This is a genomic window from Shimazuella alba, assembly GCF_009831235.1.
Lineage (GTDB): Bacteria > Bacillota > Bacilli > Thermoactinomycetales > Thermoactinomycetaceae > Shimazuella > Shimazuella alba.
Genome location: NZ_WUUL01000001.1, coordinates 179,623 through 205,482, shown reverse-complemented (window position 1 = coordinate 205,482; position 25,860 = coordinate 179,623). Strand labels below are relative to the sequence as shown.

Genomic DNA, 25,860 nt, shown 5'->3' with positions numbered 1-25,860 from the left:
AAAAGGAATTAAAATTAACTTACCGTTAGGTGAGGCTCCTGTATAGAGACAGGCTACTGCCCAAAAATGTCGAAAGACGCCAATGGGTTTAACAGGAAAGATCGGCTTAAGGTCTTTCTTAACGTAGCTGGCATAAAGCCTATGCTATACAGTGCTAAAACTCGACGAGAGGTAGGTTTTGTCGGCTGCACATTTTTTTATGGTGCAAAAAAACCTTCACTCGTATGAGTTGAAGGTTTTTTCTGTACATCTGTTACCAATTATCAAGGGAGGTGGGGATCATTCTTACCGATGATCCGGCAATAGGATTTACGTCGATCGTTATGAATAAACAACACACACATCGAATGAGAAGCAATCCCCATTTTTCTTCGATGTGAGGAAGCAGAGGTGACATCTATGTTAAAAATTTATCGCTCCAATACGCAGGGTCAACTTGCGTTGATGAATGAATATATAAAAGGAACTTGGATTCATTTAATTAATCCAACAGAAGAAGAAATAGATGATGTTGTAAAAGCTGCAGAAATTCCATCTTATTTTATCAAGGACCCACTCGACGAAGAAGAAAAATCACGTATTGAAAAAGAAGATGAAGGCACACTGATTATTATTGACTTACCTATTATGACTCCAAACGGAACCAAACGAGAAAAATTTATTACCATCCCACTCGGTATTATTGTCACAAGAGATTTCTTAATTACTGTCTGTTTGAAAGAAACACCTATCTTAGAAGATTTCACACGTAAAAAGGTAAAGAACTTTTATACCTTCATGAAAACTCGTTTTGTTTTACAACTCTTGCATGCTGTCTCCACATACTATCTAGCTTATTTGAAACAAATCAATCGAAAAACGAACGAAATTGAAAAAGAACTACGTCAATCGCTAAAAAACCAAGAGCTCTTCTCTTTATTGAACTTGCAAAAAAGCTTGGTATACTTTACTACCTCTTTGAAAACAAACCAAGTGGTGACTCAAAAAATATCAAGAGGTCAACATTTACGACTCTATGAGCAAGATCAAGAGTTACTAGAAGATGTCATTATTGAAAACAGACAGGCGATTGAGATGGCAGAAATCTATACTCCTATCGTCAGTGGTTTAATGGATACCTTTGCTTCTGTGATCTCTAACAATGTAAATAACGTCATGAAAATCTTGACCTCACTGACGATTATCTTGACCTTTCCCATCATGATCGCGAGTGTCTATGGAATGAATATCCCAATTCCTTTTCAACGCTCTCCCCATGCTTTTGCTGTTATTATGATTGTTTCTATTGCATTGTCTAGTATTACGACGTTTGTATTTTGGAAAAAGCGGTATTTATGAACAAAAGCTGACCTTTATGGTCAGCTTTTGTTATTTAGGGGATTTTTAATTCTGTTAACACTTCTCTCCTCCAAAAATATTTCCATTACTCTTATGCCATCTTCTTGGGCTTTCCACTCATCAATTTTCTTTCTTCACTTTAACATAGAATAAAGTATCTACAAGATAGAAATACGTGTTATTGTCTTTTTTCATTTCAATTACAGAATCGTTTTTTTCCAATCGATTCTCATAATAAGCTTGAAGTTCACTTTTTTCTCGGGTATATGACCAGTCCCAAGATATCAATAAATTTGTTTTTTTCTTATTAAGCCTATCCTTTTCTTCTTGTGTAATTTTTACTTTATTTTGCTTAAAGTTATCTTCTGCATTTATCGCTTAAACTTTCCAATTCCCTCTATAAAGTATCACTTTTAGTATTCTATCTTTTCATATATCCTCACTCTTGTATGTCCCAGAAAATCGACAGAAATAAGTCGTTTCATTCAACTTAAATTCTTCTAATTGATAATTTTTATCCAGCTGGCTCTTATTTTCTGGTCCAAACTGCAACTTATAGGCAGAAAAATATTCGTATTGATCCTCTGTACTCTCTTTTAGACTTTCCTGCAGTGTTGATGTTGCCAACTCCATTTGTCTACGTATATTTTTTTGAATATCTGCTGTCAAATATCTCACTGCAATTTCTGTTGGCGTATGCCCATTTGCTTCATCTGCTTGTGTAGGATGATCACTACACCCCACTGTTACCCATAATAATGAAAGGACCAACAGCAAACCTATCTTACTCATTTCTTCACCTCAAAAAATACTTTTGCTAAATGTTAAGCTCAGTATTATTGTTTTGAAAAATAGGATACTCGGTGAAATATAACGCATATTACCATTGACTAATTTTCGACAAAAATTTCCGAAACCTTTATTCTTTCATCTTTGGTATATACACAGCTTTCGATTAAAAGGGTATGATGGTAAATTGAAAGATAACCGTTTCGAATTCACTTTCACTTGCTTCCTATCTTTCGTACAGGTACATTGTTCTTATATCGACAAAGGAGTTGCATATTCATGCTAACAAAAAACCCTACAATTGGATTTATCGGTACTGGAGTTATGGGAAAATCGATGGCAACACACTTAATCAAAGCTGGATATTCTCTTTTGGTATATAACCGTACCAAAGCAAAAACGGATGAGCTTGTTCAATTAGGTGCGAAATGGACAAGTACCGTAGCAGAAGTTGCAAAAGAAGCGAATGTGATCATAACCATGATCGGCTACCCAAAAGATGTAGAGGAAACATATTTTGGTAGTGAAGGAATTTTAGCAAATGCTGGTACAGGTTCCTATGTCATCGACATGACAACTTCTACTCCATCTCTAGCAAAACAAATCTATCAAGCAGCAAAAGACACAGGTATTTATGCACTGGATGCTCCTGTTTCTGGAGGAGATATTGGCGCTCGAGATGCAAAATTAACGATTATGGTAGGTGGAGACGAAGATGCTTTTGAAGCTGTTTCTCCTATCCTACACACCATGGGAACAAATGTACTTTTACAGGGAGGAGCAGGTGCTGGTCAGCACACAAAAATGAGCAACCAGATCGCTATTGCTTCAGGAATGATGGCAGTATGTGAGGCGATTCTCTATGCAGAGAAAGCTGGACTTGATCCTACTACTGTCCTAAAAAGCATTTCTGCTGGATCAGCTGGAAGTTGGTCACTCAGCAATCTGGGTCCCCGTATTATTGCCGAAGACTTTTCCCCAGGCTTTTTTGTCAAACACTTTATCAAAGATATGAGAATTGCTCTGGACTCTGCTAAAGAAATGGGCATTAACACCCCTGGGCTCGCATTAGCAAAATCTTTATATGAGGAATTAGCGGAGAAAGGGGAAGAAAACAGCGGTACACATGCACTATATAAGCTACTAGCAAATAAAATTTAATAAAAAATAACCTTACATATTGAATCTATGGAGGCTATTGCATGCAGTTTTTTCGCTCTTCTTGTATATTTTTTGTCCTATTGTTATTAAGTGGTTGTGACTTTATATTACCTTTTCAAGAATCAAAATCGGAACCAGCAACAACTACCACATCCAATCATTTGGAAAGTACCCATTCTTCCAAAAAGGTTCATGTACCTATCCAACCAAAAACAATTAATCCTGATCATCAAAAATATTTATTAGAATCACTAGCTCTTGCAGGATCAGGTAAAGTAATCGGAAGCGAATTTGCTGCAAATAAACACACCTTATCGGACGTAAAAAAGAAGTATGGAGAACCTAACGCCAAAAGTAAAGACTTTCCTTATTATATTTATAGCAAGCGCAACCTAGATATCGGAGTAGGCAAAGATGATCTTATCTATGATATGCGCTCCCATGATCCAAAGTTGAAGAAGATAACACGCTCAGAGGTTGTTAAAATCTTAGGCGTTCCTACGAGGATTAAACACAATACAGGTGAATCCATTTATATATATGATGTAAATGGATTTCAGCTCAAATTAATCTATGAACTAACGAAAGATGACCCTACTATTCATCACTCATCTGTATATTCAGAAGCTGCATTTAAGAAACAGGAGAAAAAAGAGAAAAAAGGAGAAAAGAAAAAAGAAGAGGCAAAAGATAAATAGAGGAAACATAACGAATTGGAAGACAATAACAACTATAATGAAAGTGAGGAATATATCCTCACTTTTTTTGTGCCCAATTTCATCATAAGCCCCCTTCTAGTAAATGGCAAAGGAGACTGGATTCATGTCATTTGTAGCTGTTGTTATCTTTGTGATTACTTTAATTTTTGTTATCTGGCAGCCCAAAGGATTATCGATTGGCTGGTCAGCTACTGTCGGCGGAAGTTTAGCTTTATTAGTTGGTGTAGTTCATTTAGAAGATGTATGGACAGTTACAGGAATTGTATGGAATGCGACACTTGCATTTGTAGCGATCATCCTTATTTCTTCCATTATGGATGAGATAGGTTTCTTTGAATGGGCAGCTCTTCATATGGCTCGCCTAGCAAAAGGAAATGGATATAAACTATTTGTTTATGTCATTCTTTTAGGAGCTGTTGTTTCTGCATTTTTCACCAATGATGGAACAGCACTCATCCTCACCCCAATCGTCCTAGCCATGGTTCGAGTGCTCCAATTTGAAGAAAGGATGGTTCTTGCTTTCATTATGGCAAGTGGCTTTATTGCAGATACTGCATCTCTTCCTTTCATCATCAGTAACTTAACAAATATCGTTTCCTCTGACTATTTCCATATTGGATTTGTAGAGTATGCGACAAGAATGCTAGTCCCTAACTTGTTTTCGATCAGCGCAAGTTTATTGGTGCTGTTTCTATGTTTTCATAAAAGCATTCCCAAAAAATATGACTTAAGCCAGTTAAAACAACCAAATGAAGCTATTCGAGATACCATGCTATTTAAATTAACTTGGTTTACTTTGTGTTTGTTGTTTACGGGATATTTCATTAGTGAATATTTAAAAATACCTGTTTCTTTCGTCGTCAGTTTTGCTGCGATTATTTTAATTGTTGCCGCTCAAAAAAGAAAATCAATTCAAATAGAAAGCATTATTAAAAAAGCTCCATGGTCTATTGTCATTTTTTCGATAGGCATGTATGTAGTGGTATATGGTTTAAAAAATGCCGGCCTAACAGACAATCTTAGTCAAATTATCACTTGGTTCACACAATCTGGCTTATACATTGCTACAATAGGTACTGGATTTTTAGCAGCAGTATTATCTTCCATGATGAATAACTTACCCACTTTGATGATCAATGCTCTAGCAATAAGTGAAACTCCTACAACTGGTATAATGAGAGAAGCTCTAATCTATGCAAATGTAATCGGTTCTGATCTGGGACCTAAAATAACTCCTATTGGTTCTCTTGCAACTCTGATTTGGCTTCATCTACTCGCACAAAAGAATATCCGCATTGGATGGGGATATTATTTTAAAATCGGGTTTCTCCTGACCATCCCTACTTTATTTATCACCTTATCAGGACTTTACCTATGGTTAATTTTTATATATTAAGAAGAAAAATATTAAAATAATACTCTGCATAACCAAGCCGGTTGATCATCTGCATAAGATGCAACCGGCCCCGACTGCTCTAAAAGACCCGAAGTTGCAAAAGGTCTTAGAACCTTTTATACCTACTAGAGTAGAACTCCAACTCTCGATACTTTTCTGTTTCCTTTTCCTTCTCCTGTGTGAATGAAATCCCTCAGTTGTGGAATCTCTTCAAACGCAGGATCGCTGTAGACAGGAACAAAACCACCGAGCACGCCAAACTTTTCCTTGAACAGGTCATAGTAGTTTTTTGTGAGCAAGACCATGGTTGATATCCCAGATGATACCGTAGGGGACATGGCCTGCGTAGTAGTGAGTCGGTTACCTCCATCAAGAAGGTATCCTTCCAACCAAACCACATAGTTGGAAGGACAGCATTCTCAATGCATTGTTGATAGAGATTCACGCTGATCCTTTTCCCGCAACCAGCGCTTATACTCATAGTTACGAAAGGTTCCATCAGCTAGGCTCTGAGGTTCCATGTTCTTCTTCATCCCATCTTGGGTCAATAAATCTAACAAGGAATTTAGCATTAACTCAGGTAAAAAACCATGCTCCCCTTATAATCGTGTTCACGGTTAAACAATAGTTGCTGTAAAACAGCATCCCTTACAATCCTAACCATTCAACGTCTTAAAATACTTGTATATTTTATCTAATTTTTCTTTCTGTCTTCCCTTTGGGCTTTCCATACTCCCAAATTCAAAAAACTTCACTTTTCTTATGCCAACATAATTCAATAATGCTTTCTTCATCAAAACTTTTGGTGCATTATTTAGCCAAACCAAAGGATAATACTTGGGTCCCATCATCGTAGAAATACAGACAGCAGACTTTCCTTTTAATAATCCTTCTGGTAAAAGTCCTCCCTTATCCTTATAGGCAAAATTAGAAGCAAATATTTGATCAATATATCCTAATAACATAGCAGGAGGTCTTCCCCACCAGATTGGATATATAAAAACTATTTTTTCAGCCCATGTTATTTGCTCTCGATATTTTTTTAATTGGGAATCTAAGTGCATATCCCTTCTTTTTTTCTGCTTATTGAAAATTAAAACAGGATTAAACTCCTCCTTATATAAATCCAATACTTTCACATCTGTTATATTAGGATTTTCACTGCTTCCTTGGAGTACTTTTTGCAAAAATGCATAACATAAACTCTGGTGATTGGGATGTGTAAAAATAATAAGTGTTTTCATCATGCACCTCTTAATTATCAAATGATAACAAAATAATAGCACGAACGCTTTTTGTTGTCAAATGATAATTGTTTTTTGATAATCATTTTGTTATTTTGTAAATGAGGTGAAAGTGATGGATAAAAAACATTTCCCATATAAATTTGTTGATTTTTTGATTTCTGTTCATCAAATAACCGACAAAATTACTAAAGATGTGAAACCTGAGGGACTTACGCCTGTTCAGTTCAAAATTCTCGAATATGTAGCAGCTAACTCTCCTACCACTCTTAGTCAGCTTAGTGATTGTCTTCATATGCCGCTGCCAAATACAAGCCGGGAACTTAAGAAATTAGAAGAAAAAAAATTATGTAAAAAGGAATCTGGAGTAGAAGATCGACGGAAACAGTATATCTGTCTATCGGAAAATGGAGAAGCACTTATGCAAGAAATCTTCAAAAAAGTAGAATCTAAATTTTTAGATCGGTTAAAAGATGATTCGCAAAAAGATTTAGAAGAAATTGACAACGCTTTAAAGTTGCTTTACACTAAAGTATTTTATTCTAACCATACTACTTGACTATCATCACCATCTCATTCACAACAAAACCTATACTTCTTTTTGTACTGAACCCCATTTTTGAGACAGAGATAAAACACCTATTCTACCTATTGCCTATAATCAAAAGCGAAACAGGTAGTTTAATCTTTGCTGAATGCGTTAATGGTTATAAGAATGAATGTAATCTTTCTCCATTTCAACTACAGTAGAGTTAGTTGTCTGTTTACAACTTTAGGAAGAAAATCCTTTGACATTTAGCTAGGAATGGAAAGATTCGATCAAGGCATTGTCATGGCAGTTTCCTTCACAGGACATGCTAGTGAGAATGCCTTTTTCTGCTCTACATTTAAATTCCTTGGAAGTATAGACTCCCCCTTGATCCAAATGTAGGATAATGCAAGCACAGTTCGTTTTTAACAGGTATCTTCTAACGTTATCAAAACAAGCAATAAATTTTGATCGGTAATGATACAAAAGCTGACAATCTCATTGTTAAATTCGTCTTGATTGAACTCTCCCTCCACCTATGCTAACGCTTAAAGAATGGGGATTCTTGGGTAGTCCTCGGTATCCCAAGGAAGTGAACCAAGCTCAAACCGTAGCCCCTACGGCGATTACTCTTAATCCTTCTTGCAAGATATTCGTAGCTGCATTGATATCTCGATCATAAAAAACGCTGCATCCCAGACATGTCCATTTTCTTCATTGGAGATCCTTTACCGCTTTGTTTTTGTATCCACAACGGGAACAGCGTTGGCTGGAGGGAAAAGTTTTCCCGACCTTCACTAGCGTTCTTCCAAACCATTTTGCTTTGTATTCGAAGCATGGAAACAAATTCAGACCAGGATGCATCGGTAATAAACTTCTCTAATTTAGGATCCTTCACCATGTTATTCACTTGCAAATCTTCCGTGCTGATTACTTAATCAACTTCATAGAAAGCTTGTGAAGGAAATCATGACGGGCATTCGTGATCTTCTCATGATCTTCGCTACTTGGATACGCGCTTTCTGCCAGTTCGAACCACCTTTGGTACGTCGATACATAATTCGCTGCGCTTCCGCCAATTGTTTCTCCTATTTTCGAAAGTATATAGAAGCGTTTATTTTTTCCCCGTCCGAAAGGATGGCGAAATGCTTTCATCCTAAGTCGATTCCAACCGCTTTCTCTTTCTCCACTGGAACATAAGGACAGTAGTTACAAAGAACCAAAACAAAATATTTTCCCGATGGCGTACGGCGAACAGTGGCAGAGAGAATACGCCCTTCTACTTCCTTCAACTTGGCAAACGTTACCCAGCCCAGTTTAGGGAGTTTAATCTTATTTCCCTTGATACTCCCTTTGGGTAATTGATTTTTCTTTTCGATCTTGGTGGTATAGGACTGGAGTAAGTTCCGTTTACTTTTGAAAAGCGGGGCGTCGTTTTGCTTTTGAAAGAAACGTTGAAACGCATCACCGAGATTCCGTAAAGAGGATTGCAACGCATAGGGATCCCCTTCTTTTAACCATTCCAACTGTTATTTCAAGGAGGTTAGAAGCTTGGCGCAAATCGAATAGATGAGCCCTTTCCCCGTTTCCCGATAGGTATCGTTCCATTTTGCTAAGAAATGATGGAAAACAAAGCGACTAGATCCCATGGACTTTTGGATGGAAATGACTTGTTTTTTTGTTGGATACAAACGAAAACGGAATGCTTGGTGCAATGTTTCTGTCTCCTTCCTTGTTTTTAAGGCTGATGATACACTCGGAAACAAAAAAGGAAATATTCTGAACCAATTCCGGCTAACGCCGAACCGACATTCACCACCCACTTAGCTCATGCTTGAAGTGGGAGTACTCTTTCGGAGAGATTGATAGAAGAAAGATACAACATTTGTTTTCCAAAGGGAAGGTAGGTAAGATCCATGTACTCACTTCTGGTTTAGACGTTCTGCGGGGTCTATCATTACAAAAAAATGGAATCAAAAAGTGGAAAGCAGTAAAAATGAAAGAAAACGACTATACCAATCGAGAAATCGTGGAAGAATTGGGGACGCGGAGGTATCTGATGAATTAATCTCTTCTGGTTTTCAGCAAACATGAAATACGTTTGAGAATAAAGTCTATCCTTTGTTTGACACCCATTCTGGGAACAACTATCAGTTTATAGCCAAGTTTCTCATAAGTTTCAGATATGAATTTGTAGGTTTTTACTGCTTCTGCAAAATCTTGAACTCGTTCATTGTCTGTTTTGTATATTTCTTGCCAAGGAGGTAAGATGAATACATGGGGGTTGTATCGATATTTCCTTGTAGCTAATTCTAATTTCTTTGTAACAACAAGATTTATTAAGTTTGAATAAGCCAAAACATCTGGAATTCCTCTGTCAAAAAACAATATTCTCTTAGATGAGTTGGACGGAGCACTAAAATAACTTTCTAGCGATTTATCTAACATCAAATCACGATATTTTTCTGTATCCGCCCAAGGTAAAGCATCACCTTTCGTAGAAACTTGTGTTTGAATGATATCTCTTGCTACTTCGGCTACATATTTGTATCCGTTTTTATGCATTTCATCCAGCAGGGTTGTTTTTCCAGCACCAGGACCACCCGTTATGATAATAAAATCTTCTCTCCTACATTCTTTATCAGCTAATTTCAAAATATCTCCTCCACATTCAAAGTAATACAAGTGATGCCATTTCCAGCACCTCCAATCATTATAAATGAAATGATTTCTAATTTTTCAATTTAATTTTTAGCTTCAACATACAAAAAACCCCTCCTTCTTTTAGAAGGAGGGGTTTTGTTTTAGATATTAGTACAGTGACATGTATTGATCGCGTTCCCAGTCGTGAACGGTCGTACGGAACAGATCCCATTCAATGCGTTTTGCTTCGACGAAGTGAGCAACTGCATGCTCCCCTAGTGCTTCACAAATAACTGGGTCACTTTGCAAGGCTTCAACTGCATCAAATATGTTAGCAGGCAAGTCTTCAATACCAGCATCTTTACGCTCAGACTCATCCATGACATAAATATTGCGGTCAGTATGAGGAACAAGAGCAAGTTTATTTTTGATACCATCTAAACCAGCTTTAAGCATTACAGCTAATGCTAAATATGGGTTTGCAGCTGGATCTGGACTGCGCACTTCGATACGTGTGCTGAGTCCTCTAGAAGCTGGTACACGTACTAATGGACTACGGTTTTTAGGAGACCAAGCCACATAGCATGGCGCTTCATACCCAGGTACAAGTCGTTTGTAAGAGTTCACCAATGGGTTGGTGATCGCGGTGAAGTTACGAGCATGTGTCAAGATACCCGCTAAATAGTGTCTTGCTGTTTCACTTAAACCTAGCTCATCACTTTCATCATAAAAAGCATTTTCGCTTCCTTTGAATAGAGATTGGTGACAGTGCATACCAGAACCGTTTACACCAAATAGTGGTTTTGGCATAAATGTCGCATGCAAACCATATTTACGCGCAACATTTTTTACTACTAATTTAAAGATTTGGATGTTGTCAGCTGTTGTAACAGCATCCCCATATTTAAAGTCGATTTCATGTTGCCCTGGAGCAACTTCATGGTGTGATGCTTCGATTTCAAAGCCCATTTGTTCCAATGTCAACACGATATCTCGACGACAGTTTTCTCCAAGATCAAGTGGTGCAAGGTCAAAGTAACCACCTTGGTCATTCAAATCAAGTGTAGGTTGACCTTTTTCATCAGTTTTGAACAAGAAAAATTCTGGTTCTGGACCAACATTGAAAGAAGTGAATCCAAGTTCTTTTGCTTCTTCCATCACTCTTTTCAAGATACCTCGTGGGTCTCCTTCAAATGGAGTACCATCTGCTTTGTAAATATCGCAAGTTAATCCAGCGATTTTACCATTGTCAGATGCCCAAGGGTAAATAACCCAAGAATTATAATCAGGATATAAGTACATATCTGATTCTTCAATACGAACGAAGCCTTCAATGGAGGAACCATCAAACATCATTTTGTTATCAAGTGCCTTCTCTAGTTGGCTAAGCGGAATTTCAACATTTTTAATGGTACCTAACAAATCAGTAAATTGTAGTCGGATGTACTGTACATTCTCTTCTGACGCAATTCGTAAAATATCGTCCTTCGTTAGTTGCTTGGCCATGTAAAAACGGCTCCCTTCAAAATGTTATGGGCGGAAGAATCGAGATAACTCTCCTTGTGTAAGCGGTGTCTTATGTTTGTCGCCAGAGAACAATTCCCTATGTAACATGCGACGCAACTCTGCATCGGAAAGCTCTTTTGTCTTCTTCTCTTTCCTTTTATCCTGCTCCTTAGGTAAAATCATATTCTTAATACTAGTCAAGTTATATCCTTTTTCTAGTTGCATTTTGATCTTGAGAAGCATATCGACATCATGGAAAGAAAAGAGACGTTGGTTGCCTTCGGTTCGAGCTGGACTTACCAGACCATGCTTTTCATAATAACGAATTTGGCGCGCGGTTAATTCGGTTAATTTACTTACGATGCTTATCGGAAACAGCGACATGTTTCGTCGGATATCATCATTCACGCTAACGCCTCCTTCGAGAAACATTATATGGTGATGTTATCTTCGCTGTCAAATTCATGTCAATAAAGCTGACATCACTCAACAAAAATAAAACGCCAGAAGGCGTTTTAAAAGAAGAAAACCAGCACCAAAAACCAGATAATCATTGCGCTCATCAAGAAAAACTTCACAACGATTCCACCTAAAAATCCAATCAGTGTGGTAATCGAAATGCGGATGGCTTGGTTTGGAGTTCTTCTCATCAAAAATAATTCGACAAGAAATACCATAATGATTGGTCCAATTAAGAAACCAACTGCTGGAATCCACATAAATAAGATTACCCCAATTGCCGCCGCAGGTATATCCCATTTCGAACCACCAGCTTTTTGAGCAGCATATCCTCCAGCAAGATAATCGATTAAAAACAGTACGATAGTTGCAACTATCGTTATAGACCAAAACACCCAACCTAGTGAATAATCGTCAATCAAAAAGTGGTAAACTAAAAATCCAGCAAATAAAAACGGGACATCAGGCAATGCCGGGAGAAAAAGACCTGCATATGCCAATAAAAACAAACCAACAATAACTACCCACCATATTGCATCAAAAGATTCCATTATACATCTCCTATTCTCTAGTTGATTTCATTGCTTTCAATGCTTGTTTTAGTGCAACCTTCACATGAGCATAGGTCAAACCACCTTGCAAATAGACCGTATATGGTTCACGCAGTGGCCCGTCTGCAGATAATTCAATACTTGCACCTTGCACAAAAGTCCCTGCTGCCATGATTACAGGATCTTTGTATCCTGGCATTGGGGAAGGTTCTGGACGTACATGTGCATCAATTGGCGAAGCTGCTTGAATCGCTTGGCAAAAAGTAATTAGTTTCTCAGCAGTTCCCAGTTGAATCTGTTGAATGATATCGGTTCGTTTATCCTTATAACTAGGTGAAACGATATATCCCTCTTCTTCAAACAAAGCAGATGCAAAAACCATTCCTTTTAGAGCTTCTCCTACCACATGAGGTGCTAAAAATAGACCTTGGTAGTAATCTGCCAAATATCCATGTGTTGCCCCGCCTTCCAGACCGATACCAGGCGCTACCAAACGTGCCGCTGCTAATCCTACCAATGATTTTCGTCCAACTATGTAACCTCCAGATTTCGCAAGTCCGCCACCGAGATTTTTTATTAGCGAGCCAGCTATGAGATCCGCACCAACGTGGAGAGGCTCTTTATCTTCTACGAATTCTCCATAACAGTTATCCACAAAGACGATAACATTTGGTAAGATCTTGCGAATGCGTTCGATCATGGATTCGATCTCTGCAATGGTAAAAGAGGGCCGATTTGAGTAACCTCTGGAACGTTGAATGGCTACTAACTTGGTTTTTTTACTTAATCTTTGTTGAAAAGCCAACCAGTCGACTTCGTTTTTGTTAGTTAAACCAATTTCATGGTAATGGATACCCAAGTCAGCCAAAGAGCCTGTCCCATCATGAGGAGAACCAATAATCTCAAATAATGTATCATATGGTCTCCCTGTTAAAGCTATCCATTCATCATCTGGACGAAGTATCCCATATAGACAAGCTGCTATTGCATGAGTTCCTGATACGATATTCGGACGAACGAGAGCTAATTCACCTCCAAATAAATCAGCAACAATCCGCTCTAACGTCTCTCTACCTATATCATCATAACCATATCCAGTCGAGGAACGCAGATGAGATTCACTGACACCATACTTTTGATAAGCAGCTAGCAACCTAGCTTGATGCATTTCAACCCTATCTTCAATTTGTTGAATGATAGGAGAAATGTTTGTTTTACTTGTACGTAGCCTTATTAAATCAGACATACACAACCAACTCTTCTACATAAATTCTTATATGATACAACTCTATTCTACCATGAAGAATTATTTTTACGACTAGTTGATTCAAAATTGATATCTTCTGGTAGGATTGTCATCAAACTTTGCAAGTCTGCCTCCTTTTTCTTCAACAATCTCACTGCATGGTGACGAATGGATTGTTCCACTAAATTTCTTATAAATCTTGCGTTTCCAAACATATAGTTCTTTCTCTCTACTTCCCGCTGCAATGCTTGCCGGATTTTTTCTTTTGCTGTTGCAGAAAAAACATACTGTCTATCCTTTACCATAAGTTCCGCAATATCCAATAATTCAGATACAGAGAAATCTGGAAATCGAAGCTGTATCGGGAAACGGGAGGATAGTCCTGGATTGGAACGAATAAAAGTCTCCATCTCACTCGAGTAACCCGCAAGAATTAACACAAATTCATTCTTATGATCCTCCATTGATTTAACTAGTGTATCTATCGCTTCTTTGCCAAAATCTTTTTCTCCACCTCTGGAAAGTGAATATGCTTCATCAATAAACAATATCCCGCCCAATGCCTGCTTCACATGTTCTCTCGTCTTTTGAGCTGTATGACCAATATATTCCCCTACTAAATCAGCACGCTCTACCTCAATAACATGTCCTCTGTTTATTACACCCATCTCATGGAATAATTCTCCAATGATCCTTGCAACTGTTGTTTTCCCTGTACCTGGATTTCCGGTAAACACCATATGCAAAACTTGTTGCTCTGCAATCAACCCTGCATTGCGACGTTTTTTCCCTATCTCTAACCAAGCATATATTTCCTCAATAAATGACTTTATCTCTGCCAAACCAACTAAGTGTCTAAGGGACTGAAAGCATTTTGTCAAAGTTTGATGTTCCATTTCCCAATTAACTGGAGTTGGTTCTGCTTCCCGCTCGAACACGATTTGAATGCGTCTTTTCGTCTCTTCAAGTAATACCTTTCTACTCCCCATCCTCTTACCCCTCTCTCCTCTGGCTACTCCTCCACTATACGCAGTAGCCTAGGAAAGGTGAAAAGAAAAAAGCCCTTGATGGGCTTTTTTTATGCACTATGCATTTTGCTCTTCTTTCACTTCATCTGCTGACATGAGCGAAACTGGTCTAGCAGGGGTAAACGTTGATATTGCATGTTTATATACCATTTGTTGCTTACCGTCACTATCAATAACGATTGTAAAATTATCAAATCCACGTATCAAACCGCGGAGTTGAAATCCATTAACTAAAAAAATAGTTACAGGTACGGATTCTTTTCTGATTTGATTTAGAAATGTATCTTGAATATTTATAGACTGTTTCAAATGTGGTACCTCCTATATCATCTTATCTGATACCTATTCTCTGTAAGATGGGAACTTTCCTGCTACTAAATGGTTAATTTCTATCATCGCATGTGCTTCTGTTTTATCAAACCAATGAATCTCCGGTATGCGACGGAACCAAGAAAGCTGTCTTTTCGCATATCTACGAGTCCCTTGTTTGATCGCAAGCACTGCATCATCAAAAGAAATATTACCTTTTATGTACTGAATCATTTCTTTGTAACCAATCGCTTGAGATGCAGTATGCTGCTCAAATTGCTCTGTTGCAAGCAGTTCCCTTACTTCTTCTTCTAATCCTTTTTCAATCATCTGATCCACACGTTGATTGATCTGCTCGTATAACTTAGGACGTGGCATATTTAATCCAATCCATAACACACGAAAGGGAGATTCACTGCGTTGTTGTTGCTCTGATAAAGGTTTACCTGTTAATTGAAAAACTTCCAGAGCACGAATAATTCGTCGCAGATCGTTAGGATGTAGTTTACTAGCAGTTTTCTCATCTACTTGTTGGAGCTTTTGATGCAAATACTTATTACCATGTACCATTGCCAATTCTGTTAGCTCCTGGCGAATGGAAGGATTTTCTGTTACATGAGGCATTTTATACTCATGAACAACCGACTCTATATAAAGTCCTGTCCCTCCAACTAGCATAGGAAGATGATGATGGGATTGGATTTTTCTTATTTTTTCTCGAGCAAGGTGTTGATATTGCTGAACAGAAAATGACTCATTAGGATCTAACAGATCAATTAGATGGTGAGGAATTTTTGCTTGTTCTTCTTCACTCGCTTTTGCTGTCCCTATATCCATCCCTCTATATACCTGCATAGAATCCCCTGAGATAATTTCTCCACAAAAATCTTCTGCTAATTGCAAACTAAGAGCTGTCTTTCCAACACCAGTTGGACCAACAATAACCAATAAGTCAGGCTTCATGGGTCAATAACCCCCCATGCATAACTAGAAGATTGATGAATGACAGTGAATCCAAGTCTTGCAAATTCACTACTATTTTTCCGCTCTTTTAACAATACACGTCTCCGAGCAACGCGTGTAGCATGTTTGACAGATTCTTGATCTACGGCAGTGGGATTAGCCAAAGGTTTTAACATCTGCATCGCTTTCGAATGATAAACGGTCTTGCGAAACATTGGATCAAATACCACAACATCAAATGAATTGCTTTCGCATTGTTTCAAATAGGATCGATAATTATCATTTACAACTTCAATTCTTCTCATCGCTTCGTCGATGGCTGGTCTACCGCTGCAATAATTTTTCAATCCCTCTGAAACCATACACGCCAAAACAGGTTCACTCTCAAGCCCAACAACTTTACCGCTGTCTCCCGTAACAAAAGATGAAACAATAGCGTCTGCTCCCATACCAAGAGTACAATCTAGGACATGGTCGCCCTCTAATAGGTTCGCTGTACGTACCATAGCATCATTTTCGCCTTTTGACCACTGTTTCAAACGAACAACAGATAAATTTGGGTGAAAGAAGAAAGATGGATTTCCACTACTTTCGTAACGCAAGCCCTTTTTCGAGACGATGAGTACGCCATCTATATCATACTGCTTGTACAGTTTATCTAGACTGGCTCTATCTCGTTCTATATAAGGTACGGATAAAGTAGCTGCTATGCACGTTGCTTGTTCGATCTCCTTAGAAGAAGGATCATGGGAAGTAGTAACCATAATCATTTTTACATCACCCGCTTAAACATTTTTTCCAGTTCATAGGTAGAAAAATGAACTAGGATTGGACGACCATGCGGACATGTATAAGGGGTTTCACATTTTTCTAGATCCTCGATCAAAGCTTCCATCTCATCCACACGAAGATGACGATTTGCCTTGATCGCAGCCTTACAAGCCATTAATTTTGCTGAAGCATCTCGCAGTTCAGTGGTGTTTACTCGTCCGTGAGACCGAAGCCATTCCATTATCTCTGACAATACAGGTTGGACATCAACAGAAGGAAACCAATCAGGATAGCTGCGTAATAAAAAAGTGTTACCTCCAAATGGTTCCAGTTCTAATCCCCAAGCTTTGAGAGTTTCCATATAATTTTCTAACAGAAGCGCGTCACTGGATGTACACTCCACTGTTAAAGGAATTAACAAAGGCTGAACATGATGATCTTCTTTTTTCATCTTTGCTAAAAATTGTTCATAATAGACTCTCTCCTGGGCAGCATGCTGATCAATCAGATACAATCCATCTGGTGATTGGGCAACAATATATGTCCCATGTACTTGGGCTAATGGTAAAAGCTCAGGAAGAGGCATACGAGTTGTATTACTTTCTCTTCTAGGTTCTGTTTTTAAGGGTATGTCTGGAGATATCTCTGATCGAGTTGTTCCAGAAGTTTCATGACGGACTACTTCTTCTTTTTCTATGAAAGGAACAGCTTTAGTCTCTCTAATAACAGGAGGAGACTTCTTTTCTTCCACAAATGGATAGGTTTGTTCGTTCGTTAGTTCCAATTGTTCTACTTTTGATTTTGGCGGGAAAAGCTCTTGCTTTGGTTGTGAAGCTAATGGAATCAACGTTTTTTGTTGAAAAGCAGCTTTGATCGCGTTTGTAATCAACTGAGCAAGTTCCTTTTCTTTGCTAAGCCTTACTTCCAATTTGGCAGGATGAACATTCACATCTACTAATTTTGGATCCATCTCGATTTGTATTACTCCAATGGGATACCGCCCCGCAGGAAGTAATGTACCATAAGCAGCTAATATCGTGTTGGTTAGTGGGATACTTCGAACATAACGTCCATTTAGTAAAATGGTGATGGCTTTTCGACTAGCGCGGGTCAACTCTGGTTTGCCGATATAGCCAGACAACTTAAAATCACTATCTTCTGCTTTTATCTTTACCATCTGAGATGCTACTTGTTTCCCATATAAAGCGAGTATAGCATGAAGTAGCTTTCCATCCCCTGTACTTCGAAACAATTCTCTCCCTTGATGTTGAAGATGAAAAGAAATAGTAGGATGTGCTAATGCTAATCTACCTATTACATCTGCCACATGACTTATTTCTGTGCTAATGGTTTTTAAATATTTTAGTCGTGCTGGTGTATTATAAAACAAATCACGAACTATTACATCTGTTCCTCTCACTCTAGAAGTAGTAGTAGCTTCCTGTTTCGTTCCACCATCGATTTGAATAGTTGTAGCAAGGGTTAAATCATCCGATGAAGTGACCAACTCCACTCGTGCCACCGAAGCGATACTTGGAAGGGCCTCTCCTCGAAATCCTAATGTACGTATGGTTGTTAAGTCTCGCTCACTACGAATCTTACTAGTGGCATGACGTTCAAATGCGAGTTTCGCATCTTCGAAACTCATACCCACACCGTTATCCGATATGCGGATGGAGGTAATACCTCCTTCGATCAAAACTACTTCTATCTTTGTTGCATGAGCATCGATCGCATTTTCCACAAGTTCTTTCACTACAGAAGCAGGGCGTTCTACTACTTCTCCTGCTGCAATCTGATTTGCCAGATGATCACTTAGGATTTGAATAGTAGCCAATTCTATCCCTCCTACTTCGACTTTAGTTTTTGCTGCAATGTTTGTAAGAACTGTAAGGACTCCATCGGTGTATGCTCCATTAGGTTCCAAGATTGAATCTCTTTTGCTATTTCTTCTTCTACAGGACTGACTTCAGGCAAAAATGAAAACAAATTAAGTGGTTCTTCTTCTTTTGCAACTGCTACTTCTGGAGATCTGGATTCTTCTAGATGAGTCAGAATTTCTTTAGCACGATTTATCACAGGAACAGGTAACCCAGCTAATTCTGCAACATGTATCCCATAACTTCGATCTGCTCCTCCCGAAACAATCCGATGTAAAAATACAACTTTCCCATCCTTCTCCACACATTTTGCATGAACATTTGTTAATTTAGGAAGTTCTGCTTCCAATTTCACTAGTTCATGATAGTGTGTAGAAAATAGAGTTTTCGCCCCAATCTCATGATGAACATATTCCACAATCGAGTGAGCTAAGGCCATTCCATCATAAGTAGAAGTACCACGTCCAACTTCGTCTAGTAAAATAAGGCTTTTTGAGGTAGCTTCTCGCAACGCTTCACAGGTCTCCATCATCTCTACCATAAAAGTGCTATGACCTCGTGCTAAGTCATCAGAAGCTCCGATTCTGGTAAAGATCCGATCAATAAGACCAATCTCCGCTTTCTCAGCAGGAACAAAACAGCCAATTTGCGCCATGATTGCAATCAGGGCAACTTGTCTCATATAGGTACTTTTTCCTGCCATATTGGGACCTGTAATCAATAAAACTTGTCGCTGATCACAATCAAGGTGAACATCGTTTGCTACATAATTTTCATACTGCGCTGCTTCCACCACTGGATGCCGACCTTTTTGCACATATAATCGATTATCCTCTGAAATAATGGGACGTACATACTGATAGCGAATAGAAATAGTGGCATAAGAATGGAGCACATCTATCTCAGCTATTTTTGCAGCTAATTTCTGGAGCCGTAATACTTCTTTTGCAATCGTCTGACGCACTTGTTTTAATGTTTCCATCTCCAACTCAAGTGAGCGTTCATTAGCATGTAAGATCAACTGTTCTTGCTCTTTTAACTCTGTTGTGATATATCTTTCCGCATTTGCCAAGGTTTGTTTGCGAATATAACCTTCTGCAGGAACTAGATGAAGGTTGGATTTGGTTACTTCCAGATAGTATCCAAAGATCCGATTATACCCTACTTTGAGCGACTTGATCCCAGTTCTTTTCCGTTCTTGCTCTTCTAATTTTGCGATCCATCCTTTCCCATTTTGTTGAATATCGCGAAGTTTATCTAATTCTGCTTGAAATCCTTCCCGGATAATTCCCCCCTCTTTTAACGAGATGGGAGGATCATCTACGATCGCAGCAGCAATAAGAGATTGGATTTCCTGACAAACATCTAAATTCATTGCTAATTGCTTTAAAATGGGTGAAGAAAAAGAACCTAATTTTTCTTTAATAACAGGTATCTCCTCTAAAGATTTTCTCAATTGAAACAGATCCCTTGGAGATGCAGATCCAAAAGAAACCCTTGCTGCTAATCGCTCTAAATCATAAACACGCTTTAAATGATCCGTTAACTCCTCTAATAAAATCATCTCATCGATAAACTGGGACACAATATCTTGACGGTTTATAATTTGTTCTCTGGACAGGAGTGGCTTGTCCAACCATTGCTTTAACATCCGACTACCCATAGCAGTGGCGGTATGGTCCAAGTGGGATAACAAAGATCCTGCTCGTTTTTCACTCTGAAGAGATCGTGTTAATTCTAAATTTCTCCGAGCAACTTCATCCAGCAGCATATAGGAATTGGCATAATACCGTCGCAATCTTTTCAAATGTCCTAGGGATCTTTTTTGTGTTTGTAAAAGGTATTGATAAGCATAATGCAACGTTTCCATTAAAACTTCTGTTGTACAGATAACATGGACCTCTGGAAACTGTTCGATCAAGGAATTAACATCTTGTCCGTTGCCATCAAATTCGCTCACTACAATCCCTAAACGTTTGCATTCTGATTGCAAAATTGAATTATGAATCAGACTTGTGGATACAACTAATTCTTTTGGTTCAAAAGTAGCTATCTCATCAAGTACATTTACTAAGTTTTGTTGCAATTCACTAACGAAACATTCTCCTGTAGATAGATCAATTGCAGCGATTCCATATGTATCGTCTTTTTTGTACAACGCTGTTAGAAAATGATTTTCTGTTGCAGAAAGCATATTCTCTTCCATTACTGTGCCTGGAGTAATAACACGTACTACTTCACGTCGAACGACCCCTTTTGCATGCTTCGGATTTTCAACCTGTTCACAGATCGCCACCCGGTGCCCGCCTGATACTAACTTTTCTATATAGGCTGCTGCAGAGTGGAAGGGCACTCCACACATTGGGATTTTTTCACTCGCTCCTCCATCTCGAGCAGTTAAAGTTATTTCTAAGATTTTAGAAGCTTTTTCAGCATCTTCAAAGTAGAGTAGGAACCCAGCGCCTTACCGCCTTACAGCGGCAGGTTTCCAAGAACCCCTCCCCGAACCGTACGTACACCTCTCAGTGTATACGGCTCTCCACTTACCCCTTAATCCAGCTTCCCTACATGAAGCCTATCATGACAGGCTTCACACAGTACCATTGTCTTCCTTCTTCTCGCAATCATATGTTGTTCCCAACGGGCTTTTCCTTTCAGGTCTTTGAGCTTTCTAACGTGATGCCCCTCTAGAGGAACATTAATCGCACCACACCATTCGCATTTCTCTTTTTCGAGTGTTTGCATTAGACTCGTCCGACCCGTGTATGGTAACTCGTTGGGCAGTATATCTATTTTACCTGTTAGAACCTTAGGGTCTCGTTTGAATCCTTTATGATAGAGCGTTGCAAATTTCTTCCCACTCTTCACATCGTATTCAACTGTAAACTTTCTATCCTTCTTGTACTTATAAAGGATCTTTGAAACCGAAGTTCTGTATTTGTTGGCAAAAGTTTTGTACATACTGTATTCCATGATGTAGAAGAATTTGCTCAGGACACTCGCATTGTTTGCCAGCTTATAGTAATTGTATAAGCCTCTTATTTCGGCGTTGTATATGTTAAGTATCTCTATGTCTTCTAGAGTGACTAGTCTGGAGCGGTGTAAAGAATGCCATTCTCCTTTGTCATCAATCTTTAAGACATCCAACTGGAGTAACTTATTCAGCCATTTTTCCTTAGGTACATAAAGTTTGCACTTCATGTTACCAGAACGTTTCTTAACCCCATTTTTATCCCTTGTTATATGTTCATCTCTGGTTATGACGATGTCATAGCCTAGAAATCTTGCTGGTTCGGATGAGTGAGTAATAAGAGTTTTTTCTTCCGAAAGCGTGAGACTCAGACGTTCACTAGTGAAATTAGCAACCTCGGCTTTGATCTGTTTGGCTTCTTCTTTGCTTCCTATAACCCCAATGATGAAGTCATTGGCGTATCTTACATAGAAGAGCTTCTTAAAGTTTTCATCAAGCGGATCAACATAGGATACCTTTCTTATCTCATCTTTCAGTTTAGCTATTCGCTCCGAAATAGACTTTTTCGTCTCCTCGGGTATATGTTCTCTCATTTGTTTCTGAAGTTTTCCAATCTGATATTCCAGTCTTTTGTATTCTGGATTGGTTTTCCTTCTAGCCCCTTTGTCAAATCTAGATTTGATACCAAGAATGTATTTATCTAGCTGATCTAAGTAGATGTTCGCTAAAATAGAGCTGATGATCCCCCCTTGTGGGGTTCCGCTGTATGTGGAGTGAAATTTCCAGTTTTCCATATATCCAGCCCGAAGGAATTTCCAGATTAGATTTATAAACTTTTCATCCTCAATTCTCATTCTGAGAATTTCCACCAACTTGTGATGATTAATATTGTCGAAGAAGCACTCTATGTCTCCTTCTATGAACCATCTAACCCCTGTGAAGTTTCTTTGGACTTGCATAAGAGCTGTATGACAGCTTTTACTAGGTCTAAACCCATGTGAGCTGTCTGAGAAACTTCCTTCATAGATGGCTTCCAACAATATGCGGCAAACTTCTTGGACGAGTTTGTCCTCGAATGATGGTATTCCTAGAGGTCTTTGTTTGCCATTTGCTTTCGGGATAAAAACTCTTCTAACGGGTTTTGGCTGATAAATCTGGTCCTTGAGCTTCTCGATGAGAGTGTTTATTCTCTTCATACTCATTCCGTCAATTGTTCTTCCATCTACACCTTCGGTCATATTTCCTTCTTTTGGTGCCAGCTTGCTATAAGCGAGTAGGAAGAACTCTTTGTTATAAAAGTTTCTGTATAATCTCTGGAATTTGTATCCCTCATCTTTTGACTTTGAAGCTAGACTGTTTAATACCATCTCAGGATTTCTCATAGAGCCTCTCGCTCCTTCCCAATTCGTATTAAACGAGGTAAGCTGCCCTCCTTCGCCATGTACTAGGCTCTCCCTAGCTCTGACTACTACGAGGACTCCGTCACCATATTGGATATTCAAATGCCTTTTGCATCATAGCCAGCTTCGCTGACGTTCCAACTTAGGTGATCCCCGTTTAGACATCTAATGACAAGCTGTGTTGCAGTTTCGGATGGAACGTTCGCCTTTTCATCCCTTATTGGGAGCGAGCAACCGTGGGACGTTACGAGAGTAGTTATTACCCCTGACCCTCTCGCTGTTCGAGATACCGTAATGTTTTTATACGATTCTCCACCGGTTATATGGCGTTTCTAGCTACCTTTCGCCATAGCTTATGCTACAACCTCTCAGGCTGTCCTTCAAGCAGTATAGCCTTCATCCTTGTCTGCAACCGTTTCGTCTTGCCACTCAGTCGCACCGTGGTAGCTTGGTGACTTGTGACTTTACCAGCATGCTACACTCCCCCTCAGGTTTCCCTTTAGGATAAGCTGGTTGACGATAGGCTTTAGTTACGTCCTTTACCTACTACCTTGCAAGAGGCAGATTCATTAGATGCCCTTACGGGCGCACAAACATCTCATAAAAATCACCTAAACGAAAAAACAAAAACGCATCCTTGTATTGTTCTTTAATCGAAAGATATTGTTCGATCATGGGTGTGTATCTAGCCAATCGTACTTCCTCCAAAAACCAAATTTTTCTCTAGTGTACCATAAAAATGATGAATCGTTGGTTGTGAAAAAAGACAAAATCCCTTGATGCATGCCATCGCACCAAGGAACTATACCAGGTTTACCTATTCCTTTCACGAAAAGGCGGCAACCTCCAAGCTCGGCGGAAATCACGCGTCTCATCCCATGTCTTTCCGCTTTTCAAATATTCAAAATAAGGGTCCAAATATTTTTCATACTGATCGTAGTCATCCAAATCTTCCAACTCTTGACACAACAATAAGATCCAAAATGTAAAGGAATCTTTATCTCCCTTGTAGTAAGCAATTTGCAAATCAGGATCGTTTAAGGGATTTAGTTTTAACTTATGATGATTTAAAACTATTAACTTTGCAGCAGCCAAAACACCCTTGGTCAGTGTGGGAGAGACCAACCAACTAGGTGGAGTTCGATACTCAAAACCACCATGATTTTTGACCCGGAAATCACCTAAGTATCCATACTTCGGTCTTCTAAGGACTCCTTTTTCATCTTCAGCCATCATTAATGGCAGAGTAAGATAGTTATCGAGAGCACGAAGAATTCCAAATGTAGGTTCAATCCCACTAAAATGAATGTGTCCACCAATCGGAAAACCATTATGAGGCATACCACCTGCCAACCAACTACATGGTACATGAGCCACTTTCTTCGCTGCGTATGTGAGACAATGGTAGATACGCCCAACAAGAACACGTGGATCAGAAGAGGGTGCTGGTCTGACCTCTACCAGAGGTTTATGGGAACGATTTTGCCCCAACCAAATAGCATCACAACCTACTTTTCCATGAATAGGGAAATACTTAGAAGCTAAGAGGAGATTTCCTTTATTCGACCGCATGACGAACTCTGGATCTGCGCCAATCATTAGCCTGTCTGCTGATATTTTTATTTGCTGTTTTTCTCGAGATTGTCGGAATGCTTTTTCGTACTCCTCTTGCATCAGTTGATTTAACTTTGGAGTTGGATTTACTTTTCTGATCACGATATTTTTTCCAGAAACAACACCACAAATAACGACAGCATAATCAAGCCCCAAAGCATAGACCGATCGAACTGCTATGTCTTTCACATGCTGTACTTCTTTAGATTTGTCATCCGCATATACACGTTGATAACTCATATTTGCTGATCTTTTTTGCAGCCATTGACCCTGTGTTTTCGCCCGATATAAAAACAAAACTTTGGTTTGAAATACATATACAATATATTGCCGTATGGCAAAACTTTGATCCTGCACTGCGATACCATGAGCTCTCAAGATACGTTTTCTCGTTGTATCATCTGCTACTTGTTCTACTTGAGGCGCAGGATTTAAAATAATATTTTTGTTTAGCTCAATAGCAGCTTTTAATTTACCTGCTTGATCAACGATAGAAGTCCCTTGGATTTCTTCTTTTTTCGTCCGTAGGGTATCGGCATTCATCAACCTTCCCCCCTCTCTTTGCCACTACCTCTATCTTATGTAGCAACGAGTAATTACGTTATCAAAAAGAAAAGAAGGCTCCATTCCTCCGCCTTCTCTGGTACCCCAAAAAAGGGAAACTTTTTTGGGGCTTAATCTTCTAAATCATCAATGATGAGATCTGGATCAAGTTCTTCAAATCCGTCTTCATCATTCTGAGATTGAAAAACAAAATCTTTGTCATCGATGTCTGCATATTCTGCTGGATAACAAGCAACGGTTACTTTTGTTTCACCAACAAGTTCTACCACAAACTCTTTTTCTACTCTTACCACTACAGCATCATGACTGGAAGAAATAGACGCTTCTACACAATTTGGAGATTGTGTCGCTGCAGCACTTACAGACACACTTAATTCTCTTGTATGTGGATCAAAATAACTCAATGGTACTTGCTCCACATATCTTACCGTTTCTTTCATAACATCTGTTTTGGTATTGCCTTTGGTCGAGTACCATATGTTAATATCATAACTGCCTTGTACTTCGACTGCTTCCCCTACCTTTGCGGATTCAAACTGGTGATTAATCACCCATGCACCTAAAACATTGTGTACATGATCAGGTGTCTCAATGGAATGGGTTACATGTGAAAATTTACGTCCCTTTCCACATACTGCTTTCGTTATCACCTGACGATATTCAACTGCTCTATCTGTATTTGGCACCTAAATTCCCTCCTCCAACGGTCGTTCAAAACCAGTGTATGCAGGGCATCTGCCTCGGGTGCTAAAAACCCATGACTTTTTTAGAAAGCCGTA

At 38.9% G+C, this 25,860-nt stretch carries 22 protein-coding genes, 3 pseudogenes and 1 riboswitch; of the genes and pseudogenes, 6 read left to right on the top strand and 19 right to left on the bottom strand.

The genetic code is table 11. The features are described 5' to 3' along the window. The first annotated feature begins 14 nt into the window (after nucleotides 1-14). Nucleotides 15-180: riboswitch (M-box (ykoK) riboswitch) on the top strand. 219 nt (nucleotides 181-399) lie between these two features. Then, complete coding sequence (locus GSM42_RS00975) at nucleotides 400-1,338, top strand: magnesium transporter CorA family protein (RefSeq protein ID WP_160799379.1); 939 nt, start codon at nucleotides 400-402, stop codon at nucleotides 1,336-1,338. A 429-nt stretch (nucleotides 1,339-1,767) separates the two neighbouring features. Here GSM42_RS00975 and GSM42_RS00970 read toward each other — a convergent pair whose 3' ends face one another. Further along, the gene (locus GSM42_RS00970; RefSeq protein WP_160799378.1) at nucleotides 1,768-2,130 is read right to left on the bottom strand and encodes a hypothetical protein; all 363 of its coding nucleotides are present in this window, start codon (nucleotides 2,128-2,130) and stop codon (nucleotides 1,768-1,770) included. Nucleotides 2,131-2,406: 276 nt separating this feature from the next. On the opposite strand from GSM42_RS00970, the gene GSM42_RS00965 reads away from it, so the two are divergent. The 3 genes from GSM42_RS00965 to GSM42_RS00955 all read left to right on the top strand — a co-directional run bounded on the left by GSM42_RS00965 (nucleotide 2,407) and on the right by GSM42_RS00955 (nucleotide 5,403). Further along, the gene (locus GSM42_RS00965) at nucleotides 2,407-3,288 is read left to right on the top strand and encodes an NAD(P)-dependent oxidoreductase (protein WP_160799377.1); all 882 of its coding nucleotides are present in this window, start codon (nucleotides 2,407-2,409) and stop codon (nucleotides 3,286-3,288) included. 41 nt (nucleotides 3,289-3,329) lie between these two features. Next, a complete protein-coding gene (locus GSM42_RS00960) occupies nucleotides 3,330-3,986 on the top strand; it encodes a YjgB family protein (RefSeq protein WP_160799376.1) in 657 nt (218 codons plus the stop codon). A gap of 124 nt (nucleotides 3,987-4,110) precedes the next feature. Continuing rightward, the gene (locus GSM42_RS00955) at nucleotides 4,111-5,403 is read left to right on the top strand and encodes an arsenic transporter (protein WP_160799375.1); all 1,293 of its coding nucleotides are present in this window, start codon (nucleotides 4,111-4,113) and stop codon (nucleotides 5,401-5,403) included. 125 nt (nucleotides 5,404-5,528) lie between these two features. Here GSM42_RS00955 and GSM42_RS00950 read toward each other — a convergent pair whose 3' ends face one another. Continuing rightward, nucleotides 5,529-5,792 carry a hypothetical protein gene (locus GSM42_RS00950; protein WP_160799374.1) on the bottom strand — a complete coding sequence of 88 codons (264 nt, stop codon included), beginning with the start codon at nucleotides 5,790-5,792 and terminating at the stop codon, nucleotides 5,529-5,531. Between the two features lie 267 nt (nucleotides 5,793-6,059). Continuing rightward, the gene (locus GSM42_RS00945) at nucleotides 6,060-6,647 is read right to left on the bottom strand and encodes an NAD(P)H-dependent oxidoreductase (RefSeq protein WP_160799672.1); all 588 of its coding nucleotides are present in this window, start codon (nucleotides 6,645-6,647) and stop codon (nucleotides 6,060-6,062) included. 115 nt (nucleotides 6,648-6,762) lie between these two features. On the opposite strand from GSM42_RS00945, the gene GSM42_RS00940 reads away from it, so the two are divergent. Then, entirely contained in the window at nucleotides 6,763-7,206 is a 444-nt protein-coding gene (locus GSM42_RS00940; RefSeq protein WP_160799373.1) for a MarR family winged helix-turn-helix transcriptional regulator, read from the top strand. Nucleotides 7,207-7,779: 573 nt separating this feature from the next. On the opposite strand, the pseudogene tnpB reads toward GSM42_RS00940, so the two are convergent. Further along, a pseudogene (tnpB, locus tag GSM42_RS00935) lies at nucleotides 7,780-8,891 on the bottom strand (IS200/IS605 family element RNA-guided endonuclease TnpB). Nucleotides 8,892-9,061: 170 nt separating this feature from the next. Here tnpB and GSM42_RS00930 point away from each other — a divergent pair. Then, nucleotides 9,062-9,244, top strand: a complete 183-nt coding sequence (locus GSM42_RS00930) for a hypothetical protein (RefSeq protein ID WP_160799372.1) — start codon at nucleotides 9,062-9,064, stop codon at nucleotides 9,242-9,244. Here the strand turns inward: GSM42_RS00930 and GSM42_RS00925 are convergent. The 15 genes and pseudogenes from GSM42_RS00925 to cotE form a co-directional block, all read right to left on the bottom strand. Continuing rightward, nucleotides 9,241-9,831: an AAA family ATPase gene (locus tag GSM42_RS00925; RefSeq protein WP_160799371.1), complete on the bottom strand. Its 591-nt coding sequence runs from the start codon at nucleotides 9,829-9,831 to the stop codon at nucleotides 9,241-9,243. The genes GSM42_RS00930 and GSM42_RS00925 overlap by 4 nt on opposite strands. A gap of 156 nt (nucleotides 9,832-9,987) precedes the next feature. Then, nucleotides 9,988-11,325: a type I glutamate--ammonia ligase gene (gene glnA, locus GSM42_RS00920; RefSeq protein ID WP_160799370.1), complete on the bottom strand. Its 1,338-nt coding sequence runs from the start codon at nucleotides 11,323-11,325 to the stop codon at nucleotides 9,988-9,990. 24 nt (nucleotides 11,326-11,349) lie between these two features. Continuing rightward, a complete protein-coding gene (locus tag GSM42_RS00915) occupies nucleotides 11,350-11,733 on the bottom strand; it encodes a MerR family transcriptional regulator (protein WP_160799369.1) in 384 nt (127 codons plus the stop codon). 107 nt (nucleotides 11,734-11,840) lie between these two features. Next, on the bottom strand, nucleotides 11,841-12,335 hold the full coding sequence (locus GSM42_RS00910; RefSeq protein WP_160799368.1) for a DUF456 domain-containing protein: 495 nt from the start codon (nucleotides 12,333-12,335) through the stop codon (nucleotides 11,841-11,843). 10 nt (nucleotides 12,336-12,345) lie between these two features. Beyond that, a complete protein-coding gene (locus GSM42_RS00905; protein ID WP_160799367.1) occupies nucleotides 12,346-13,581 on the bottom strand; it encodes a methionine gamma-lyase family protein in 1,236 nt (411 codons plus the stop codon). Between the two features lie 47 nt (nucleotides 13,582-13,628). After that, on the bottom strand, nucleotides 13,629-14,570 hold the full coding sequence (locus GSM42_RS00900; protein ID WP_160799366.1) for an AAA family ATPase: 942 nt from the start codon (nucleotides 14,568-14,570) through the stop codon (nucleotides 13,629-13,631). Nucleotides 14,571-14,666: 96 nt separating this feature from the next. Continuing rightward, nucleotides 14,667-14,918 carry an RNA chaperone Hfq gene (hfq, locus tag GSM42_RS00895; protein ID WP_160799365.1) on the bottom strand — a complete coding sequence of 84 codons (252 nt, stop codon included), beginning with the start codon at nucleotides 14,916-14,918 and terminating at the stop codon, nucleotides 14,667-14,669. Nucleotides 14,919-14,951: 33 nt separating this feature from the next. Then, nucleotides 14,952-15,881 carry a tRNA (adenosine(37)-N6)-dimethylallyltransferase MiaA gene (miaA, locus tag GSM42_RS00890; protein WP_160799364.1) on the bottom strand — a complete coding sequence of 310 codons (930 nt, stop codon included), beginning with the start codon at nucleotides 15,879-15,881 and terminating at the stop codon, nucleotides 14,952-14,954. Continuing rightward, on the bottom strand, nucleotides 15,878-16,651 hold the full coding sequence (locus tag GSM42_RS00885) for a class I SAM-dependent methyltransferase (protein WP_160799363.1): 774 nt from the start codon (nucleotides 16,649-16,651) through the stop codon (nucleotides 15,878-15,880). The genes miaA and GSM42_RS00885 overlap by 4 nt, the downstream gene beginning before the upstream one ends. Before the next feature lie 2 nt (nucleotides 16,652-16,653). Next, nucleotides 16,654-18,489 carry a DNA mismatch repair endonuclease MutL gene (gene mutL / locus GSM42_RS00880; RefSeq protein WP_160799362.1) on the bottom strand — a complete coding sequence of 612 codons (1,836 nt, stop codon included), beginning with the start codon at nucleotides 18,487-18,489 and terminating at the stop codon, nucleotides 16,654-16,656. Nucleotides 18,490-18,500: 11 nt separating this feature from the next. Next, nucleotides 18,501-20,975 (bottom strand): annotated as a pseudogene (gene mutS, locus GSM42_RS00875) (DNA mismatch repair protein MutS); the annotation flags it as partial. A 107-nt stretch (nucleotides 20,976-21,082) separates the two neighbouring features. Beyond that, nucleotides 21,083-22,885 (bottom strand): reverse transcriptase/maturase family protein, encoded by a 1,803-nt coding sequence (locus GSM42_RS00870; protein WP_160799670.1) that lies wholly within the window; start codon nucleotides 22,883-22,885, stop codon nucleotides 21,083-21,085. A 609-nt stretch (nucleotides 22,886-23,494) separates the two neighbouring features. Beyond that, nucleotides 23,495-23,596, bottom strand: a pseudogene (locus GSM42_RS00865) (MutS N-terminal domain-containing protein); the annotation flags it as partial. 120 nt (nucleotides 23,597-23,716) lie between these two features. Then, complete coding sequence (locus GSM42_RS00860) at nucleotides 23,717-25,060, bottom strand: putative amidoligase domain-containing protein (protein ID WP_160799360.1); 1,344 nt, start codon at nucleotides 25,058-25,060, stop codon at nucleotides 23,717-23,719. Between the two features lie 131 nt (nucleotides 25,061-25,191). Then, entirely contained in the window at nucleotides 25,192-25,767 is a 576-nt protein-coding gene (gene cotE, locus GSM42_RS00855) for an outer spore coat protein CotE (protein WP_160799359.1), read from the bottom strand. Nucleotides 25,768-25,860: the final 93 nt, after the last annotated feature.